Origin of the sequence: Neobacillus massiliamazoniensis (assembly GCF_001048695.1) — a bacterium.
Classification (GTDB): Bacteria; Bacillota; Bacilli; order Bacillales; family Cytobacillaceae; genus Neobacillus; species Neobacillus massiliamazoniensis.
In genome coordinates this window covers 506,693-524,714 of sequence record NZ_CVRB01000004.1, presented here as the reverse complement: position 1 = coordinate 524,714, position 18,022 = coordinate 506,693, and the positions used below count along the sequence as shown (strand labels likewise).

20 protein-coding genes, 1 pseudogene and 1 other annotated feature are annotated in these 18,022 nt (G+C 37.8%); of the genes and pseudogenes, 20 read left to right on the top strand and 1 reads right to left on the bottom strand.

All coding sequences use genetic code 11. From position 1 onward, the window contains the following. Window positions 1–27 precede the first annotated feature (27 nt). Window positions 28–678, top strand: coding sequence for a deoxyribose-phosphate aldolase (gene deoC, locus BN1082_RS20500; protein WP_218055175.1), 651 nt, complete (start codon window positions 28–30; stop codon window positions 676–678). Window positions 679–792: 114 nt separating this feature from the next. Here the strand turns inward: deoC and BN1082_RS20495 are convergent, their stop codons facing one another. Continuing rightward, entirely contained in the window at window positions 793–1,716 is a 924-nt protein-coding gene (locus tag BN1082_RS20495) for a Na/Pi symporter (protein ID WP_090637610.1), read from the bottom strand. Window positions 1,717–1,934: 218 nt separating this feature from the next. On the opposite strand from BN1082_RS20495, the gene rpsU reads away from it, so the two are divergent. The 19 genes and pseudogenes from rpsU to BN1082_RS20400 all read left to right on the top strand — a co-directional run bounded on the left by rpsU (window position 1,935) and on the right by BN1082_RS20400 (window position 17,982). Then, window positions 1,935–2,108 carry a 30S ribosomal protein S21 gene (gene rpsU, locus BN1082_RS20490; protein WP_007087607.1) on the top strand — a complete coding sequence of 58 codons (174 nt, stop codon included), beginning with the start codon at window positions 1,935–1,937 and terminating at the stop codon, window positions 2,106–2,108. Between the two features lie 13 nt (window positions 2,109–2,121). Further along, window positions 2,122–2,568 carry a GatB/YqeY domain-containing protein gene (locus tag BN1082_RS20485; protein ID WP_090637608.1) on the top strand — a complete coding sequence of 149 codons (447 nt, stop codon included), beginning with the start codon at window positions 2,122–2,124 and terminating at the stop codon, window positions 2,566–2,568. A 132-nt stretch (window positions 2,569–2,700) separates the two neighbouring features. Beyond that, window positions 2,701–3,336 carry an NfeD family protein gene (locus tag BN1082_RS20480; RefSeq protein WP_090637606.1) on the top strand — a complete coding sequence of 212 codons (636 nt, stop codon included), beginning with the start codon at window positions 2,701–2,703 and terminating at the stop codon, window positions 3,334–3,336. A gap of 19 nt (window positions 3,337–3,355) precedes the next feature. After that, window positions 3,356–4,345, top strand: coding sequence for a flotillin-like protein FloA (floA, locus tag BN1082_RS20475; RefSeq protein WP_090637604.1), 990 nt, complete (start codon window positions 3,356–3,358; stop codon window positions 4,343–4,345). A gap of 40 nt (window positions 4,346–4,385) precedes the next feature. Then, entirely contained in the window at window positions 4,386–4,835 is a 450-nt protein-coding gene (locus BN1082_RS20470) for a hypothetical protein (protein WP_090637602.1), read from the top strand. 96 nt (window positions 4,836–4,931) lie between these two features. Continuing rightward, on the top strand, window positions 4,932–5,234 hold the full coding sequence (yqfC, locus tag BN1082_RS20465; protein WP_090637600.1) for a sporulation protein YqfC: 303 nt from the start codon (window positions 4,932–4,934) through the stop codon (window positions 5,232–5,234). Next, a complete protein-coding gene (gene yqfD / locus BN1082_RS20460) occupies window positions 5,231–6,424 on the top strand; it encodes a sporulation protein YqfD (protein ID WP_090637598.1) in 1,194 nt (397 codons plus the stop codon). Before yqfC ends, yqfD begins: the two co-directional genes overlap by 4 nt. After that, window positions 6,421–7,383: a PhoH family protein gene (locus BN1082_RS20455; protein WP_090637595.1), complete on the top strand. Its 963-nt coding sequence runs from the start codon at window positions 6,421–6,423 to the stop codon at window positions 7,381–7,383. Before yqfD ends, BN1082_RS20455 begins: the two co-directional genes overlap by 4 nt. Window positions 7,384–7,748: 365 nt before the next feature. Beyond that, a complete protein-coding gene (locus BN1082_RS20450; protein ID WP_090637593.1) occupies window positions 7,749–9,908 on the top strand; it encodes an HD family phosphohydrolase in 2,160 nt (719 codons plus the stop codon). Continuing rightward, entirely contained in the window at window positions 9,905–10,375 is a 471-nt protein-coding gene (gene ybeY / locus BN1082_RS20445) for an rRNA maturation RNase YbeY (protein ID WP_090637591.1), read from the top strand. The genes BN1082_RS20450 and ybeY overlap by 4 nt, the downstream gene beginning before the upstream one ends. After that, window positions 10,353–10,733: a diacylglycerol kinase family protein gene (locus tag BN1082_RS20440; RefSeq protein ID WP_090637589.1), complete on the top strand. Its 381-nt coding sequence runs from the start codon at window positions 10,353–10,355 to the stop codon at window positions 10,731–10,733. Before ybeY ends, BN1082_RS20440 begins: the two co-directional genes overlap by 23 nt. A gap of 441 nt (window positions 10,734–11,174) precedes the next feature. After that, window positions 11,175–11,576: a cytidine deaminase gene (locus BN1082_RS20435; protein ID WP_090637587.1), complete on the top strand. Its 402-nt coding sequence runs from the start codon at window positions 11,175–11,177 to the stop codon at window positions 11,574–11,576. Continuing rightward, window positions 11,566–12,489 (top strand): GTPase Era, encoded by a 924-nt coding sequence (gene era / locus BN1082_RS20430; protein ID WP_090637585.1) that lies wholly within the window; start codon window positions 11,566–11,568, stop codon window positions 12,487–12,489. Before BN1082_RS20435 ends, era begins: the two co-directional genes overlap by 11 nt. Window positions 12,490–12,702: 213 nt before the next feature. Next, on the top strand, window positions 12,703–12,846 hold the full coding sequence (locus BN1082_RS20425; protein ID WP_090637583.1) for a YqzL family protein: 144 nt from the start codon (window positions 12,703–12,705) through the stop codon (window positions 12,844–12,846). Window positions 12,847–12,878: 32 nt separating this feature from the next. Beyond that, window positions 12,879–13,631: a DNA repair protein RecO gene (gene recO, locus BN1082_RS20420; protein WP_090637581.1), complete on the top strand. Its 753-nt coding sequence runs from the start codon at window positions 12,879–12,881 to the stop codon at window positions 13,629–13,631. A 50-nt stretch (window positions 13,632–13,681) separates the two neighbouring features. Beyond that, window positions 13,682–13,853, top strand: a binding site (T-box leader). A gap of 290 nt (window positions 13,854–14,143) precedes the next feature. Continuing rightward, a complete protein-coding gene (locus BN1082_RS20415) occupies window positions 14,144–15,526 on the top strand; it encodes a glycine--tRNA ligase (RefSeq protein WP_090637579.1) in 1,383 nt (460 codons plus the stop codon). A gap of 165 nt (window positions 15,527–15,691) precedes the next feature. Next, a complete protein-coding gene (ccpN, locus tag BN1082_RS20410; RefSeq protein ID WP_090637577.1) occupies window positions 15,692–16,324 on the top strand; it encodes a transcriptional regulator CcpN in 633 nt (210 codons plus the stop codon). A gap of 126 nt (window positions 16,325–16,450) precedes the next feature. After that, complete coding sequence (locus BN1082_RS20405) at window positions 16,451–17,266, top strand: pyruvate, water dikinase regulatory protein (RefSeq protein ID WP_090637575.1); 816 nt, start codon at window positions 16,451–16,453, stop codon at window positions 17,264–17,266. 300 nt (window positions 17,267–17,566) lie between these two features. Then, a pseudogene (locus tag BN1082_RS20400) lies at window positions 17,567–17,982 on the top strand (YaiI/YqxD family protein). Window positions 17,983–18,022 lie beyond the last annotated feature (40 nt).

The window sequence follows — 18,022 nt, the reverse complement described above, 5'->3', positions numbered from 1 at the left end:
AAATTGAAAAATACAAATATTGCGGCCATGATTGACCATACTTTATTAAAGCCTGATGCTACAAAACAACAAATTGAAACTTTGTGCCAAGAAGCACGCGAACATAAATTTTTCTCTGTCTGTGTTAACCCTGTTTGGGTAAGTATGGCTAAGGAGCTTTTAAAGGATAGCGGTGTAAAAGTTTGTACGGTTATTGGGTTCCCATTGGGTGCGGCAACCTCTGAAACAAAAGCATTTGAAACGAAAAATGCTATTGAGAATGGCGCTGAAGAAGTGGATATGGTCATTAATATTGGGGCCCTTAAGGACCAAAATGATGAATGGGTGGAAAATGATATTCGTTTGGTCGTTGCTGCTGCCAAAGGCAAAGCGCTAACAAAAGTCATTATTGAGACAAGCCTGTTAACAAAGGAAGAAAAAATTCGAGCCTGCCAGCTTGCTGTAAAGGCTGGTGCTGACTTTGTGAAGACTTCTACCGGTTTTTCAAGTGGTGGCGCGACTGTGAGCGACATTGCGCTAATGAGGGAAACGGTTGGACCTAATGTCGGAGTAAAAGCTTCTGGTGGTGTTAGAAACGCGGAAGATACCAAAAAAATGATTGAATCCGGCGCCACAAGGATTGGTGCAAGCTCTAGTGTTGCTATTATAAAAGGGGAAACCGTTACATCCTCTTATTAGACGTGGATGTCCCCAAAGGGTCTGACCTCTCACTAAACACTTACTATGTAGCCGCTTATTAAGTGTTATTAATTGTAGGTTGAAGGCTTGACACTTTTTTTTGGGGCATCCTCGCTATTTTTTTCCGTGTAAATATACAATCATTTCCCCAAATTTTGTAGCAAACGGCAATACCATAACGGAAGTGGCAACATTAAAAATGACACTAATATGAGCCAACTGAACATCCTTATACTTAGCCAAGAGATTAGCGTTTTCACTTAGGAATGGGATGAGTGGGATAAATACCAAAACGCCAAACACATTTAGCCAAACGTGAGCAAATGCAGCCATCCTTGATTCCTTACCCCCGCCAATAGAGGCAATAATGGCCGTAATACAAGTTCCAATATTCGCACCAAGCATAATAGCAATTCCGGCGTCGAGCTTCAGGAGCCCAGCTGTTAAAAACCCCATGGCGATTCCGGTCATTGCTGTACTTGATTGAATAATCGAAGTTATGACAGTACCAGTTAAAAGACTTAAGAATATATTGTTATTAAGGGAGAGAATAAATTGATGAATCAAGCTCATAGATGTTAAAGGATGTGCTAATAATTCAAATCCTTTCATTGCCGTAAATACAGAGGCGATTCCAAACAGAAGCATTCCAATACTTCGTGTTTTTCTATTTTTAAAAAGAATGAGGCATGCTCCACATACGGCCAATGGAACTATAATGGCATCAATATTAAACGTGATTAATTCTGTTTTAAAGGTAGTTCCGATATTGGTTCCTAAGATAATTCCAATGGATTGAGGAAAGGTCATGATTCGTGCTGAAATTAATCCAATCGTAATGACCATCACTGCCGTACTGCTTTGCAAGAGAGCTGTAATTAACGTCCCTGTTACCATCCCTTTTAAAGGTGAACTTGTTAACGTAATCAGCCAATCCCTTAATTTTTCAGCAGATATATTAAATAGTCCGAATCTAATAATCGTCATTCCAAAGATAAATAATAAAATACAAAGAACAAATAATAATAGGTATAGCATGTCTTACGCCCCCTTATTTCCATTCTATGGTTCTGCATGAGGGCACATGCCACATGAAATACCTGATTTTAAAAATTAACACTATTTTTCTGCATAAAAAATTGGAAAGTCGTTTCTGTATTGACAATTATAGTTGACCTTATATCGAGGTTATATTATAATTGCAAGGTACATGGATTGTATGTAAGTGTGTTGTGTTTCGGAGGGAGGGAAAGAGAATGTCTAAAACCGTTGTTCGTAAAAACGAATCGCTTGAAGATGCTCTTCGTCGCTTCAAACGTACAGTATCAAAAACTGGTACTTTGCAAGAGGCAAGAAAGCGCGAATTCTATGAAAAGCCAAGTGTAAAACGTAAGAAAAAGTCTGAAGCAGCAAGAAAACGTAAGTTTTAAGAGGGTGTATTACATGAGTCTTCTCGAGCGTTTAAATAATGACATGAAACAAGCGATGAAAAACAAGGAAAAAGACAAGCTCTCTGTTATTCGGATGGTAAAAGCCTCTTTGCAGAATGAAGCGATTAAGCTTGGCAAAAAGGAACTTTCCGAAGATGAAGAGCTAACAATCCTATCTCGCGAAGTAAAACAACGCAAAGACTCCCTCCATGAATTTGATAAAGCAGGTCGTCAAGACTTGGTTGATAAATTGCATACAGAAATTTCGATTCTCGAACTGTATTTACCGAAACAGCTTTCTGAAGAAGAGTTGTTAGAAATTGTTAAACAAACAATTTCTGAAGTCGGTGCAAAATCAAAAGCGGAAATGGGAAAAGTGATGGCTGCAATTATGCCTAAAGTAAAAGGTAAAGCTGATGGATCACTTGTAAATAAATTTGTACAACAACACCTTTCATAAATATTCTTACATCAGGGCTACTGGCGATTTTGCCAGTAGTCTTTTTATATAATTTTTTTTAAATTGTGAAACTTAATTTGCCTTTCAACGTAATAATTATTGTCGGATTTAGTGAAAGAAGGGGGAAGCCGAATGATTGAATTTCTTACCGACCCGATTGTCGTCACTGTCCTTTTATCGATTGCCGGAATTTGTATGGTACTAGAGCTTTTTTCACCCAAATTTGGGGTTCCTGGTTCGATTGGAACACTCGCATTGCTTTTATTTTTTTATGGACACTTTAAAGCAGGCTATGCCGGTGTAGAAACTCTTGTTTTATTTGTAGTTGGAATTGTTTTAATCTTTTTGGAGTTTTTTTTACCGGGAGCGATTGCTGGAACTCTGGGGGTTACCGCTCTCATTTTAAGTCTGTTTTTAGCAGGCGGAAATGCCGTGCAGATTGGTATTTCGATTTTCATTGCCCTGTTTTTATCCATTCTCGCCTTCTTTATCATGGTAAGAATTTTTGATAAAAAGCTTGTTTTATTTAGTAAAATGGTTTTGTTTGATTCTGCCAGAAAAGAAGATGGGTATGTATCTAATATCAATCGAACCGACCTCTTAGGATTGGAGGGGACAGCTTTAAGCATTTTACGACCAGCCGGTACCATCATGATAAATGGGGAACGGATCGATGTGGTGAGTGAAGGAGGATTTATTGGCCAAAACGCAAAAGTTAAGGTCATTAAGGTTGAAGGAGCTAGGATTGTAGTTAGAGAAGTAAAGTAAATTCTTGAGGGGGTAAAAAATGTTAACAGATGGAACAATATTTATTATTGCGATTGTCATTGTTGCATTAATTTTTTTAGGTGTATTACTGTCTTTTGTACCGGTCATGCTTTGGATTTCAGCGTTAGCAGCTGGTGTACGTGTAAGTATTTTTACATTGATTGGGATGAGGTTAAGAAGGGTAACGCCAAGCAGAGTTATTAACCCGCTTATTAAAGCACACAAAGCAGGCTTAAATGTGACAACCAACCAACTGGAAAGCCATTATTTAGCTGGAGGGAATGTAGATCGGGTGGTAAATGCGTTGATTGCTGCTCATCGCGCAAATATTGAACTTTCATTTGAACGAGGTGCTGCCATTGATTTAGCGGGGCGTGATGTCTTGCAGGCGGTGCAAATGAGTGTCAATCCAAAAGTAATTGAGACGCCATTTATTCCAGGTGTTGCTATGAATGGTATTGAAGTAAAGGTCAAAGCAAGAATTACCGTTAGGGCAAATATTGATCGTCTTGTCGGTGGTGCTGGTGAAGAAACTGTTATTGCTCGTGTTGGTGAAGGGGTTGTATCTACCATTGGTTCAGCGGACAGCCATTTCAAGGTGCTTGAAAAACCGGACTTAATCTCACAAACGGTATTATCAAAGGGTCTCGATGCGGGTACGGCCTTCGAAATTCTTTCGATCGATATAGCTGATGTGGATGTCGGTAAAAACATTGGAGCTGAGCTTCAAACAGAGCAAGCTGAGGCTGATAAAAAAATTGCCCAAGCAAAGGCGGAAGAACGCCGGGCGATGGCGGTTGCAACAGAACAAGAGATGAAAGCAAAAGTACAAGAAATGAGAGCGAAAGTTGTAGAGGCAGAAGCAGAGGTTCCTCTTGCAATGGCTGAAGCGCTAAAATCCGGGAATATCGGTGTAATGGATTATATGAATTTCAAGAATATTTCAGCTGATACGGATATGAGGGATTCAATCGGAAAATTATCAAATGACAAAAAAGACGATAAATAGAAAACTCCATTCGAACATATTATTAAGGGAGGGTGGATAATTGGAAAAATTAATTATCTTGATTATTGTTGGGTTCATTTGGTCTATTATTGGTAAAGCAAAACAAACAAAAGGCGGGCCAGAAAGAAAACCAATGATCCCCAATCAATTTGAGGATATTAAAAAGCTTTTCAACCCGTCAGTAGAGAAGATTCCATCGGGTAATACAGCAGCAAATAAAGCGGAGATTGAAGATTTACGCCCCGTAGAGCAAGATAGCATGGAAAGAAAATATTATGACATAAAAAAAGAAACGGAAGCGATGATTCCTACTGAATATATAGATCAACATCAAATCAGTACTGTAGAGCCAGTAAAAGTAACGACTGAGTCTGTTAAAGACTTTATTTCTGAGAATGTAGAGAAAAAAGCCCTAATTAATGGAATTATTTGGTCGGAAATTCTTGGTCAACCGCGTTCAAGAAAGCCGCATTTTGCAAGAAAAGGCTAAGCATTCTTTCGTTTTATAAGTTCTTTCTGGTGGAAAAAAATGTGCTAGAACCCCCTTTTATCTCATAAATATGAGATAAAAGGGGGTTCTTTTTTTATGGCAAAAAAATGGGGATTAAGAGTCCGAAGCTGGATGGCACAAAAAATGAATCTTCCTCAAGATGTCATGATGGATTTACCCCGCATTACCATGATTGGACAAATTCATATTTATATCGAAAATCACCGGGGCCTGCTTGCCTTCACCGATAAAGAGCTACGTTTACTGCTAAAGCAAGGTCAATTGCTCATAAAAGGGCAAGCCTTTGTCATTAAAACGATTTTACCTGAAGAAATTTTGCTCGAAGGAAAAATTGATCAGGTAATTTATTTAAATGAAAACCCAGGAGGCACAAAATGAAAAACCAATGGATTGAATTTTTATTTGGTAGGGTAACAGTCAAAGTTTCAGGGAGAGGGATTGAACGTTTTTTAAATACCCTGACAAGAAATGGCCTTTATATTTGGAATGTCAAACGCCACGGGACTGAAACGATCACGTTTAAAATGAGACTACAGGATGCCAAAAGGATTAGGCATTTTTCCAGGAAAAGTGAATGTAAGATTTCATTTTTGCAACGGAAGGGAGTACCCTTTTTACAAAAAAGGCTATTAAAAAACAGCGGTTTTTTAATTGGAGCTTTCGTTTTTTTTATGATCATACTTCTTTTATCTAATGTGATTTGGGGAATTGAAATTAGTGGGGCAAAGCCGCAAACAGAGTATCAGATTCGCAAAGAATTGGACAAGATGGGTGTGAAAATTGGAAAGCTGCAGTTTTTCGTCGATAATGTCGAGTCCATTCAACGAAAGTTAACAAATAATATTCAAAATCTCACCTGGGTGGGTGTGGATTTAAACGGGACAACCTATCACTTTCAAGTAGTTGAAAAAAACGAACCGAAAAAGCCGGAGGTACTTACACCAAGGAATCTCATCGCCAAAAAGAAGGCTCATATTGTGGATATGTATGTTGAAAAGGGGCAGCCGCTTGTCAATCGTCTTGATTATGTAGAACAGGGACAAACGCTTGTATCAGGCCAAATTGGAAGTGGAGATCATATAGAATATGTTGCAGCTAAAGGGGAGGTTTGGGGAGAAACGTGGTACACAAGCCGCGTTAATCTGCCTTTACAGACAGACTTTAAGGTGTTTAGTGGTGAGGAAAAACGGAAACAATCGTTACTGATTGGACAACTTGATATACCCATTTGGGGATTTGGAAAGCCAAAATTTAAGAAATTTGAAACGGAACGAAACGAACATAAGATTCATTTCTTAAAATGGAATCTACCGATTTCTTATGTAGAAACAACCATTCGTGAACGGGAAGATATCCAAAGGACTTATACAAATAAAGAGGCAGAAGAACAAGCCCTTGAACTAGCGAGAAAAGAAATAAAAAGCAAATTAGATGAAGATGCTATCATTAAAGATGAAAAAATTTTACACAAAGCAATTGAAAATGGTAAAGTTATACTAGATATTCACTTTAAGATATACGAAAATATTGCTGTCGGACAACCGATATCCAAGGAGACTCATGAATGACAGATAAGCTAATAACCATAAAATTGCAGCTAGAAAATCCAGCTGAGGCTATTGCCCTTTTTGGGAACTCGGATTCAAATTTAAAAATAATTGAACAAGAACTGGCGGTTTCAATTGTTACAAGAGGTGAATCGGTTAGTTTATCAGGTGAAGAGGCTAAAGTTGAGCTTGTCGGCCAAATTCTTGAGAAACTGATGGTTTTAATCCGAAAAGGTATTGGAGTTAGCCAAAGGGATGTTCTTTATGCCATCCAAATGGCGCAAAAAGGTACGCTCGATTATTTTGTTCATTTATACGATGAGGAAATAGGCAAAACTGCTAAAGGAAAAACAATTCGAATAAAAACACTAGGTCAAAGACATTATGTTATGTCCATTAAGAATAATGACCTTGTTTTTGGAATTGGCCCTGCAGGAACTGGAAAAACCTATCTTGCCGTTGTAATGGGGGTCAACGCTCTTAGAAATGGACAGGTAAAGAGAATTATTTTAACAAGGCCAGCTGTTGAAGCAGGAGAGAGCTTAGGATTTCTTCCGGGAGATTTAAAAGAAAAGGTTGACCCGTATTTAAGGCCTTTGTATGATGCCCTTCATGATGTCCTAGGTGTTGAACATACGCAGCGATTACTTGAGCGCGGAACCATTGAAATCGCTCCACTTGCATATATGCGAGGACGTACTTTGGATGATGCCTTTGTCATTTTGGACGAAGCGCAAAATACAACTCATGCTCAAATGAAGATGTTTTTAACCAGACTTGGCTTCGGTTCGAAAATGGTTATTACTGGTGACCGAACGCAAATTGACCTCCCAAAAGGGTCAAAGTCTGGGTTGGTCGAGGCTGAAATGATCCTACAAAATGTCAACGGGATTTCATTTGTGTTCTTAGAGCAAAGTGATGTTGTTCGACACCCGCTTGTAGGCAAAATTATTGAAGCCTATGAGAAAATAACAAATTAAAAATGAATGTAGAAATGAACGGGGTAAACTAAATCGTGGTTTATCCCTTTTTCATAGGACCAGAAAGTATAAAAATTGACTTCGAGAATTGTCCAGCTTCAGCGCCAAGTCCTTCGGGTCATAAGCCACTACCAAAATGAAGGCAAAAAGCGCCTTCTTTTTGGTAGTGTTTTATGCCTGTAAGGGCTGTCCATGGCGCTTCCGCTTTTCTTATATCAAATGATTCAGGTGAAACTATTCGAGAAAACTGTTATCATTTTACTTATATTGTGTGACGAATAAGAGAAGGCATACCCATAAATACATCTCAAGTAACATGTTTCTATAGTCTTGGTTAATCAATGGGCCGTTATAGGAGGATTAAGGTGGAAAGACTACAGCAATATTTTATTCGAATTCGGAATTTACTTGATGTTACCATTTTTCGTATACTATTTTTTCTTGTTTTGGGGATTTGTTTATTTGCAGCAATGTTTAGTAATGTGAAACCTGAAAAATTGGATTTAAGTTTGTTTTCGATTGCACAAAAAACTATTCGGTCACCGATAACTGTAGAGGATAAACAAAGTACCGAACAGAAACGAAAGGATGCTGCTGATCAGGTCCAAGATGTCTATACTTTAAAAAAAGAGTATACTCAAAATCGAGTGGATTTGATTACATCTATTTTTGATTCCGCGGCAGAAGTAAATGATGAAATTAAAAATGAGATGAAAAAACAGGCATCGTCTACTGCCTCTATCACAGAACCAACTGTTCCGGAAAAAGTGGCTAAACTAAAAGCAAAATTGACGACAACGGTTACAAAGGATTTAACGGATCAAGTTTTTGTCGCCCTAGTTCAAGCTAATAAAGAAGAATTGTCAACTGCAAAGGATTTAACCGTAACGGCAATCAATAATGTGATGACCAAAAAAATTTCCGCAGATGATGTTGAAAACGCAAAGAAAAAAGTAGAGGAGGAATTAAAATATTCCAACTTGAATGATGGTTTGAAAGATGCTGCAATTAATCTGGGGAGATACGCGGTTGTTCAGAATGAATTTTATGATCCTGTAGCCACTGAGGAACTACGTCAGCAGGCGGCAGGAAGTGTTGAACCTGTAAAAATTCTTCAAGGTCAAATTATTGTCGAAGAAGGAAAATTGATTAGCAAGGAAATTTACCGCCAACTAAAGCTTGTTGGTTTAATAAACAATCAACTATTCTATAAGCCGTTTATTGGTTTAACTTTTCTTGTTATCATTATCCTTTCAGCCATCTATTATTACTTTAATCAAATGAAGGAACAGCCGGAAAAAAGACAAACGTATTTACTTTTATTTGGGATCATCTTTATTTTGTCTATTTTTATCTTAAAGCTTATTAGTTTGCTGCAAATCTTTAATTATTCGGGGATTATTTATCTCTTCCCTGCAGCTATGGCTGGGATGCTAATTAAGATATTAATTGATGAAAAGTTAGCGATCCTTATGTCGATTATTCTGGCGGTCTGCGGTAGTATTGTTTTCAATGAAGGGGTTTCAGGAACCCTTAATTTTTCAGAAGGTATCTATATCCTCTTTAGTGCTTTAGCGGGAATTTTATTCCTAAGCCATAATAATCAAAGATCCAAGATCTTGCAGGCGGGCTCTTTCACTGCTGTCGTCAATCTTTTTACGATCTGGGCATTGATGTTTTTACCAAATGGTCAATTTTCTGGTGTAGAATACGGATATTATTTCTTAACGGGACTCGTTTCAGGGATTGCTTCTGCCGTTTTAACCATTGGATTATTACCGTTTTTTGAAGCAAGTTTTGGAATACTATCAACTATTAGGCTGATTGAATTATCGAACCCGAATCACCCGCTTTTAAGAAAAATATTAATGGAAGCACCGGGCACGTATCATCATAGTGTGATGGTTGCAAATTTAGCGGAATCTGCCTGTGAAGCGATTGGTGCAAATGGTCTTTTAGCAAGGGTCGGCAGCTATTATCATGATATTGGAAAAACAAAGCGTCCTAAATTTTTTATCGAAAATCAAATGCATCTTGATAATCCACATGATCGTCTGCCCCCAGATAAAAGCGCGTGTATTATTATTGCACATGTAACAGAAGGTTCTGCCATTTTAAAGAAATATCAAATGCCAAAGGAAATAATCGACATTGCTGAACAGCATCACGGGACTACCCTGCTAAAGTTTTTTTACCATAAGGCCCTGCAATCGGATGAGAATACGAAAGAAGAAGATTATCGTTATCCCGGTCCGAAGGCCCAATCAAAGGAGTCGGCGGTTGTTGGGATTGCCGATAGTGTCGAGGCAGCGGTTCGTTCTCTCTCGCAGCCTACACCAGTGCTGATTGAATCACTTGTGAAAAAAATTGTCGCAGACCGTCTTCAGGATGGCCAGTTAAATGAATGTGACTTAACATTAAAAGAAATTGATATGGTCACTCACAGTCTATGTGAGACCTTAACAGGAATTTTTCATTCCCGAATAGAATATCCAGAACTTACGAAAAAGGTGAAGCATGCATGACATTATTAATTGATTCTCTAGATGAAACGAATGAATTATCAAGCGAACTAATGATTGAAATTGAGAGAATAATAAAATTTGCTGCAGAGAAAGAAAATATCATGGAGCAAAGCGAAGTGTCGATTACTTTTGTATCAAACGAAAGAATTCAAGAGATTAATCGGGAATACCGGGATAAAGATACCCCAACGGATGTGATATCTTTTGCTATGGAAGAGCTCGGAGAAGGGGAAGTAGAATTAATTGGTGAGGAAATGCCCCGAATCTTAGGAGATATTATCATCTCAGTGCCAAAAGCAAAAGAGCAGGCAAATGAGTATGGACATTCTTTTATAAGAGAGCTGGGTTTTTTGGCGGTTCATGGCTTTTTACACCTGCTCGGGTATGATCATATGACAAAGGAAGAGGAAGAAGTAATGTTTACAAGGCAAAGGGAAATTTTTGATGAGTATGGACTCACGCGATAAACGGCAGCCGTTGCTTAAAGCCCTTTCCAACGCGTTTGATGGAATCAAGACAGCGCTCAAATCAGAAAGGAACATGAGAATTCATTTCATCAGTTCTTTTCTTGCCATCGGCGCTTCCTTTTACTTTTCAATTACAAAAATAGAGTGGCTCTTTATCCTTTTTGCCATTGGCGGAATGTTCGCCCTAGAATTAGTCAATACGGCAATTGAGCGTGTCGTTGACTTAGTCACAAGTGAACGTCATCCGCTAGCGAAACAGGCGAAGGATATCGCAGCAGGAGCCGTCATGATATACGCTATTTTGTCAGTGATCATCGGGAGTATGATCTTCTTTCCTTATGTTCTAAAGTTGTTCTAAAAGGCTAATTTGAAGGCTGTGTTAAAGGTCATTGTTGATTTTTGAAACTATGTTGATTGTAGCGGAAGGCGCGAGATCCTCGAAAATGCTATCGCATCCCCTTCGTGCGGTGTTGAATCAAGGATGAGATTCAACGTTCTGTGGGAGTACGGGGCAAGGGATCCCACAGGCGCTTAAGCGCCGAGGAGGCTCCCCGGAACGCCCGCCGGATGCTCGCTTCTTGAGCGCAAATCAACAGGCAAGTTTAACGAGGCCAATTTGAAAAGAAATATTAATTTCGCTAAAATATTATTGGTGTAATTTCTTTAATTTGTATATTGTGGAAAAATTCAAATTTTTTGAAATTTTCTAATGATATTTTTGGTGCACATATCGATTTTTAAAGCCAAATAAGTTAAAATAAAAATAGCGGCAGATATTTGCCTGAAAGGAAGTATTTTTGTGAATATCGATCAATTATTAGTAGAAGCAAAAAAAGCAAGAGAAAAGGCATATGTTCCTTATTCAAAGTTCCATGTAGGAGCAGCATTATTAACAACTGATGGAAAAGTATATCACGGCTGTAATATTGAAAATGCCGCCTATAGTATGTGTAATTGCGCTGAGCGCACTGCGTTGTTTAGTGCTTATGCAGAAGGAAATCGAAACTTCAAAATGCTCGCTGTGGTAGCGGATACAGAAAGACCTTGTCCACCATGCGGTGCTTGCCGTCAAGTGATTTCTGAACTATGCCCAGGTGATATGAAAGTTGTTCTAACAAACCTCAAAGGAGATATTTTAGAAACAACAGTAGAAGACCTACTTCCAGGTGCATTTACTCCGGAGGACTTACATGCAAAATAATTCAACTGAGAGCAAACGTTACAAATCAGGATTTATTTCGATTATTGGCCGCCCAAATGTAGGGAAATCCACATTCCTTAATCGGGTTATTGGTCAAAAAATTGCTATTATGAGCGACAAGCCGCAAACGACTCGAAATAAAGTTCAGGGTGTGCTTACCATGAATGACACCCAAATGATTTTTATCGATACACCAGGAATCCATAAACCAAAGCATAAGTTAGGCGACTTTATGATGAAGGTTGCTCAAAATACACTTAAAGAAGTTGATTTAGTTTTATTTATGGTAAATGCTGCGGAAGGATTTGGCCGGGGTGAAGAGTTCATTCTTGAGAAATTTCATTCCATTCAAACACCTGTTTTTCTTGTCATTAATAAAATTGATCAAGTTCATCCAGATGAATTATTACCGATTATTGAATCGTATAAAGAAAAATATCCCTTCAAAGAAGTTGTTCCTATATCAGCTCTTGAAGGAAATAATATTGAACGCCTCCTCGAACAAATCAAAAGCTATTTACCAGAGGGACCACAATATTATCCTGCTGACCAAGTAACTGATCATCCCGAAAGATTTATTATTACAGAGTTCATTCGTGAAAAAGCGCTGCACTTGACAAGAGAAGAGATTCCACATTCTTTGGCTGTTGTTCTCGATAAAATCGAGCGCGAAAAGGGAAAAGATATTATTCATGTCATGGCAACGGTTATTGTAGAAAGAGATTCACAAAAAGGTATTATTATCGGGAAACAAGGCAGCATGCTAAAGGAAATTGGAAAGCGTGCCAGGGTAGATATCGAAAATCTTTTAGGATCAAAAGTATATTTAGAGCTTTGGGTGAAGGTCCAAAAAGATTGGCGTAATAAAGTATCCCAGCTTCGTGATTTTGGCTTCAACGAAGATGAATACTGATTAAATTGGGGCACCAAAGCGCTTTAGCTTTTCTAATTGTCTAGCTTCAGCTTTTCTTTTTACCCTATCTAAAATATTTATCGATTTAGTAAATTATGTATGGACAATATTTACAAATTTTTCGTCTTATGATTTTTAAAAGACAGGCTATGATAATGATAAGGTTGAGGATTTTATTTAGGCTAGTTGAAATAATGAAAGGTGGGGTTTTCGATGATAGATTTTACGTGGAAAATATTTACCCAAACAGGTTGTATTGACACATATCTTCTCTTTAAAGAGCTTGAGAAGGAAAACCAAGAACTACCCGGAAATCAGAATGAAGAGCTAGCTCAAATCGACTTTCCCGTTTCATAAGATTGTCTTTTATCTACGGGATGGTGACAAACATGCTTCAGAAATGTGAAGGCATCGTCATTAGAACGACAGATTATGGTGAAACCAATAAAATTGTTACCTTATATACGAGGGAATGGGGAAAGATTGGCGTCATGGCTAGAGGCTCTAAAAAACCAAACAGCCGTCTTTCTGCTATTACCCAACTTTTTACACACGGATATTTTCTTCTCCAACGAGGATCAGGTTTGGGTAGCCTTCAACAAGGGGAAATGGTTTCTTCCATGCGTTCCATAACTGAAGATATATTTTTAACGGCATATGCCAGTTATATCGTGGAATTAACCGATAAAGTTACAGAAGAAAAAAAACCAAACCCATATCAGTTTGAATTATTATTTCAAACCCTACATTATATGAACGATGGCTATGACCCCGATGTACTCATGAATATCTACGAGATGAAAATGGTTAATGTCATTGGATTATATCCAATTTTAAATCAATGTTCTGTTTGCGGCAGTACAGACGGACATTTTTCTTTTTCGATTCGCGAGGGCGGTTTTATTTGTCACCGCTGTCTTGAAAAAGATCCATATCATTTAAAAATATCACAGGCAACAGTGAAATTATTACGGATCTTTTATTATTTCGACCTCTCAAGACTTGGGAACATCTCCCTTAAAGATGAGACAAAAGCTGAGTTGAAAAAAATAATCACAGCATATTACGACGAGTATTCCGGTCTTCATCTAAAGACAAAAAAATTTCTTCAATCAATGGAGAAATTTCGAAATCTAATGTAATTGCCTTGTTGACATTTTTTCGTGTTTTCGGTATTATTTTCTTTAAATTAATAATTGCTGTGAAGGAAAGTAGTACTTAACATTCTCTATAAAAGCGAACCTAGGATGGTGGAAGCTAGGGTATAGGGCATTAAGGAAGGCGTTCCAGAGCAAACGTATTTGAAAGAGGCTGTTTTTTGACAGCAAATAGGGTGGAACCGCGGGTAAACTCTCGTCCCTATGCTACTAAAGCATAGGGATGGGAGTTTTTTTATTTTATTAAAAGGCTTGTTAAAGTACATTGTTGATTTTGCCACTATGTTGATTGGAGCGGAAGGCGCTCGACTCCTCGAAAATGCTATCGCATTTCCTTCGTGCGTGGGCTGATTCAAGGATGTAATTCAATGTCCTGCGGGAGTACGGGACAGGGGGAACCCCGCAAGCGCTAAAGCGCAGAGGAGGCTCCCCGAACCGCCACTAGAGCGGAAATCAACAGCCCAATTTAACTCAGCCTATCAAAAGGAGAATGAAAAATGAGTGTAACAATGGAACAAATCGTTTCACATGCCAAACATCGTGGCTTTATATTTCCAGGATCGGAAATTTACGGAGGCCTGGCCAACACATGGGACTATGGTCCGTTAGGGGTTGAGTTTAAAAATAATATTAAACAAGCCTGGTGGAAAAAATTTGTTCATGAGTCTCTCCATAATGTTGGATTAGATGCAAGCATTCTTATGAATCCAAGAACATGGGAAGCATCTGGACATATCGGAAACTTCAATGACCCAATGATTGACTGTAAAAAGTGTAAAGCACGCCACCGTGCTGATAAGCTCATTGAAAATGCCCTAGACGAAAAAGGGATTGAATTAGTTGTAGATGGACTTCCATTTGAAAAAATGGAAGAACTGATTAAAGAGCATAACATTGCTTGCCCCGATTGTGGTAGCCATGAATTTACAGGCATTCGCCAATTTAATTTAATGTTTAAAACGTTCCAAGGCGTAACGGAAACGAGTACGAATGAAATATTTCTTCGCCCTGAAACAGCACAAGGTATTTTTGTGAATTTCAAAAATGTTCAACGGACAATGAGAAAGAAGCTTCCTTTTGGTATTGCGCAAATCGGTAAAAGCTTCCGTAATGAAATTACCCCAGGTAATTTTACCTTCCGAACTCGCGAGTTTGAACAAATGGAACTTGAATTTTTCTGTAAACCTGGTGAAGAGCTTAAATGGTTTGATTATTGGAAGCAATATGCTGAATCTTGGCTGTATTCTTTGGGTATGAACAGTGAAAACTTACGACTTCGTGACCACTCTGAAGATGAGCTTTCCCATTATAGTAATGCTACAACCGATTTTGAATATAAATTTCCATTTGGCTGGGGCGAATTATGGGGTGTTGCCTCAAGAACAGATTATGACCTAAAGCAGCATATGCAATTTTCTGGAGAAGATTTCAATTACATTGACCCTGAAACAAATGAGAGATATATCCCATATTGTATCGAACCTTCATTAGGGGCTGACCGTGTAACCTTAGCTTTCTTAATAGATGCCTATGCTGAAGAACAACTTGAAGATGGTACTTCAAGAACCGTCATGCGTTTCCATCCTGCTTTAGCGCCATTCAAGGCTGCAATACTGCCATTATCTAAAAAGCTTTCTGAGGAAGCACGTGAAGTTTTCGCTGAGCTTTCGAAGCATTTTTTAGTGGACTATGATGAAGCTGGTTCGATTGGTAAGCGATACCGCCGTCATGATGAAATTGGTACACCATATTGTATCACCTATGATTTTGATTCAAAAGATGACAATATGGTAACGGTTCGAGACCGAGATACAATGGAGCAGTCAAGAATTCCAATTTCAGAGTTAGTAAGCTTTATTCAGGAAAAGATCAAGTTTTAAAAAAGTGGATGTCCTTGAAAAGGGGTCTGACCCTTAGTTTGGGACATCCCCTTTTATTTAGGTGTAAACAAAGTTCATTTCAAATAAAAAATAATTAGTATATAATATTTCTATAATAAAGTATCACAATCATCCTAGAAACCCATACATTATGTTTTGATCAAGGTGGTGAGAACAATCGAACTGACAAAACGCCAGGAGCATATTTTACAAATAGTAAAGGAAAACGGACCGATTACAGGGGAACATATTGCTGAACGATTAAATTTAACACGAGCGACATTACGACCAGATCTCGCCATCTTAACAATGGCTGGATATTTGGATGCAAGACCCCGTGTCGGCTATTTTTACTCAGGGAAGTCAGGTACACAGTTGCTAACTGAAAACCTGCAAAAAATATATGTGAAAGATTACCAGTCAATCCCTGTTGTGGTAAAGGAAAATATTTCAGTTTATGATGCTATTTGTACAATGTTCCTTGAAGATGTTGGAACATTGTTTGTTGTCGATCAAAACTCTATCTTAGTTGGGGTTTTGTCTCGAAAGGATTTATTAAGAGCAAGTATTGGGAAACAAGAACTTACTACCATTCCTGTAAATATCATTATGACAAGGATGCCAAATATTACGATGTGTGAACGGGAAGATTTATTAATCGATATTGCTAAGAAATTAATTGAAAAGCAAATTGATGCCTTGCCGGTCGTTAAAAATACAGATAAAGGTTTTGAAGTGATTGGAAGAATTACGAAATCCAATATTACAAAAGCTTTTGTGGCATTAGGAAATGAATGAACGAAAATTTGAAAGAATGGCTATCATCCAAATGATAGGGCGTGAACTGATTTAATTTGGTCAATACATAAACGCTGTTCTTAAGGATTGTCTAGTCAAGCATTAGAAAAGGAGTTGGTTTGGAGAATGAGTTCTCCTATCATATATGTAGTGTCTGATTCAGTAGGTGAAACAGCTGAATTAGTAACAAAAGCTGCTATTAGTCAGTTTAATGGATGGAATATGACCTTAAAGCGGTTTCCATATGTTGAGGATAAGGAACATATTGACGAAGTAATGACCCTCGCTTTGATGGACAGAGGGATGATTGCCTTCACTCTTGTAAAACCAGATATGCGGCAATATATTATCGAAAAGGCTGCAGAAGAAGGAATCATTGCAGTTGACCTTATTGGACCGCTAATAGACAAAATTCAAGTGTTTAGTGGAAACACTCCACTATTTGAGCCAGGCCTCGTGAGAAAATTGGATGAAGATTATTTTAAAAAAGTAGAAGCTATTGAGTTTGCTGTAAAATACGATGATGGGCGTGATCCAAGAGGGATTTTAAAAGCAGATATTGTGTTAATAGGTGTTTCAAGAACATCAAAAACGCCTTTATCTCAGTATTTAGCGCATAAACGTTTAAAAGTAGCAAATGTTCCGCTTGTTCCGGAAGTTGATCCGCCTGAGGAGCTTTTTAACGTTTCAGCAGAAAAATGCTTTGCGCTAAAAATAAGTCCGGAAAAATTAAATGAAATTCGAAGAGAACGACTGATTTCTTTGGGGCTGAATGACAAGGCAAGCTATGCAAATATTGATCGAATTAAAGATGAACTAACCTTTTTTGAAAAGGTTGTAAATAGGATTAACTGCCCTGTTATTGATGTAACGAATAAAGCAGTCGAAGAAACAGCCAATGTCATTTTAAATACCCTGCAAAAAAGAATATTTCGCACATAATCACTCGATTATGTGTTTTTTTCTTAAATCATAGGTGTTTTTAAGGAAAAAATGATGGAAAAATGATAATGAATATACTATAATAAAAAATTGTGATAAAAATACATTTTTTAGGTTTAGACTTGCATCTGAACGAATAAACTATTTATTGTTAGATGTCAAGGAAACGTCCTAAAAAAAATTCGACATAAAACCTTTTTATAAAAGTTACTTAGTTAAGAAGGAATATGTGGAGTGATGTAGAATTAATATTAATAACAAAGGCTTTCCGACAATTTTGTTGATGCGGATTCTTGCCCCGTGAAAGAGGAAATTGTCGAAATTGCCTCGAAATTTTCTGTCAAAGTTCTTTTTGTAGCTTCTTATGATCATCATGGACCATCGGAACTGTTGATGCAGTCTGGAAATTTGTTGATTCACGAAAGGAAGCTGCAGATTTGTTCATTATGAACCATGCCCAAAAAGGCGATATTGCCATTACACATGACATTGGTCTTGCATCCACTTTATTGCCAAAAGGTGTTCAAGTGTTATCTCCTAAAGGAATGGTATTTGACGAAAATGAAATCCAAACGGCCCTTGACTTGCGCTATCTACATGCAAAAGCAAGAAAAAGGGGTGAATACGGGAAGGGACCAAAGCCTTTTCATTCTGAGGATCGTGCAAGATTTTCGCTAAGTTTAACAAAAATTTTGTCGAAATTTGCAGGAATTTAACGATTCAATACAGAATATGTGTTAGTATAATGGAGTTGTT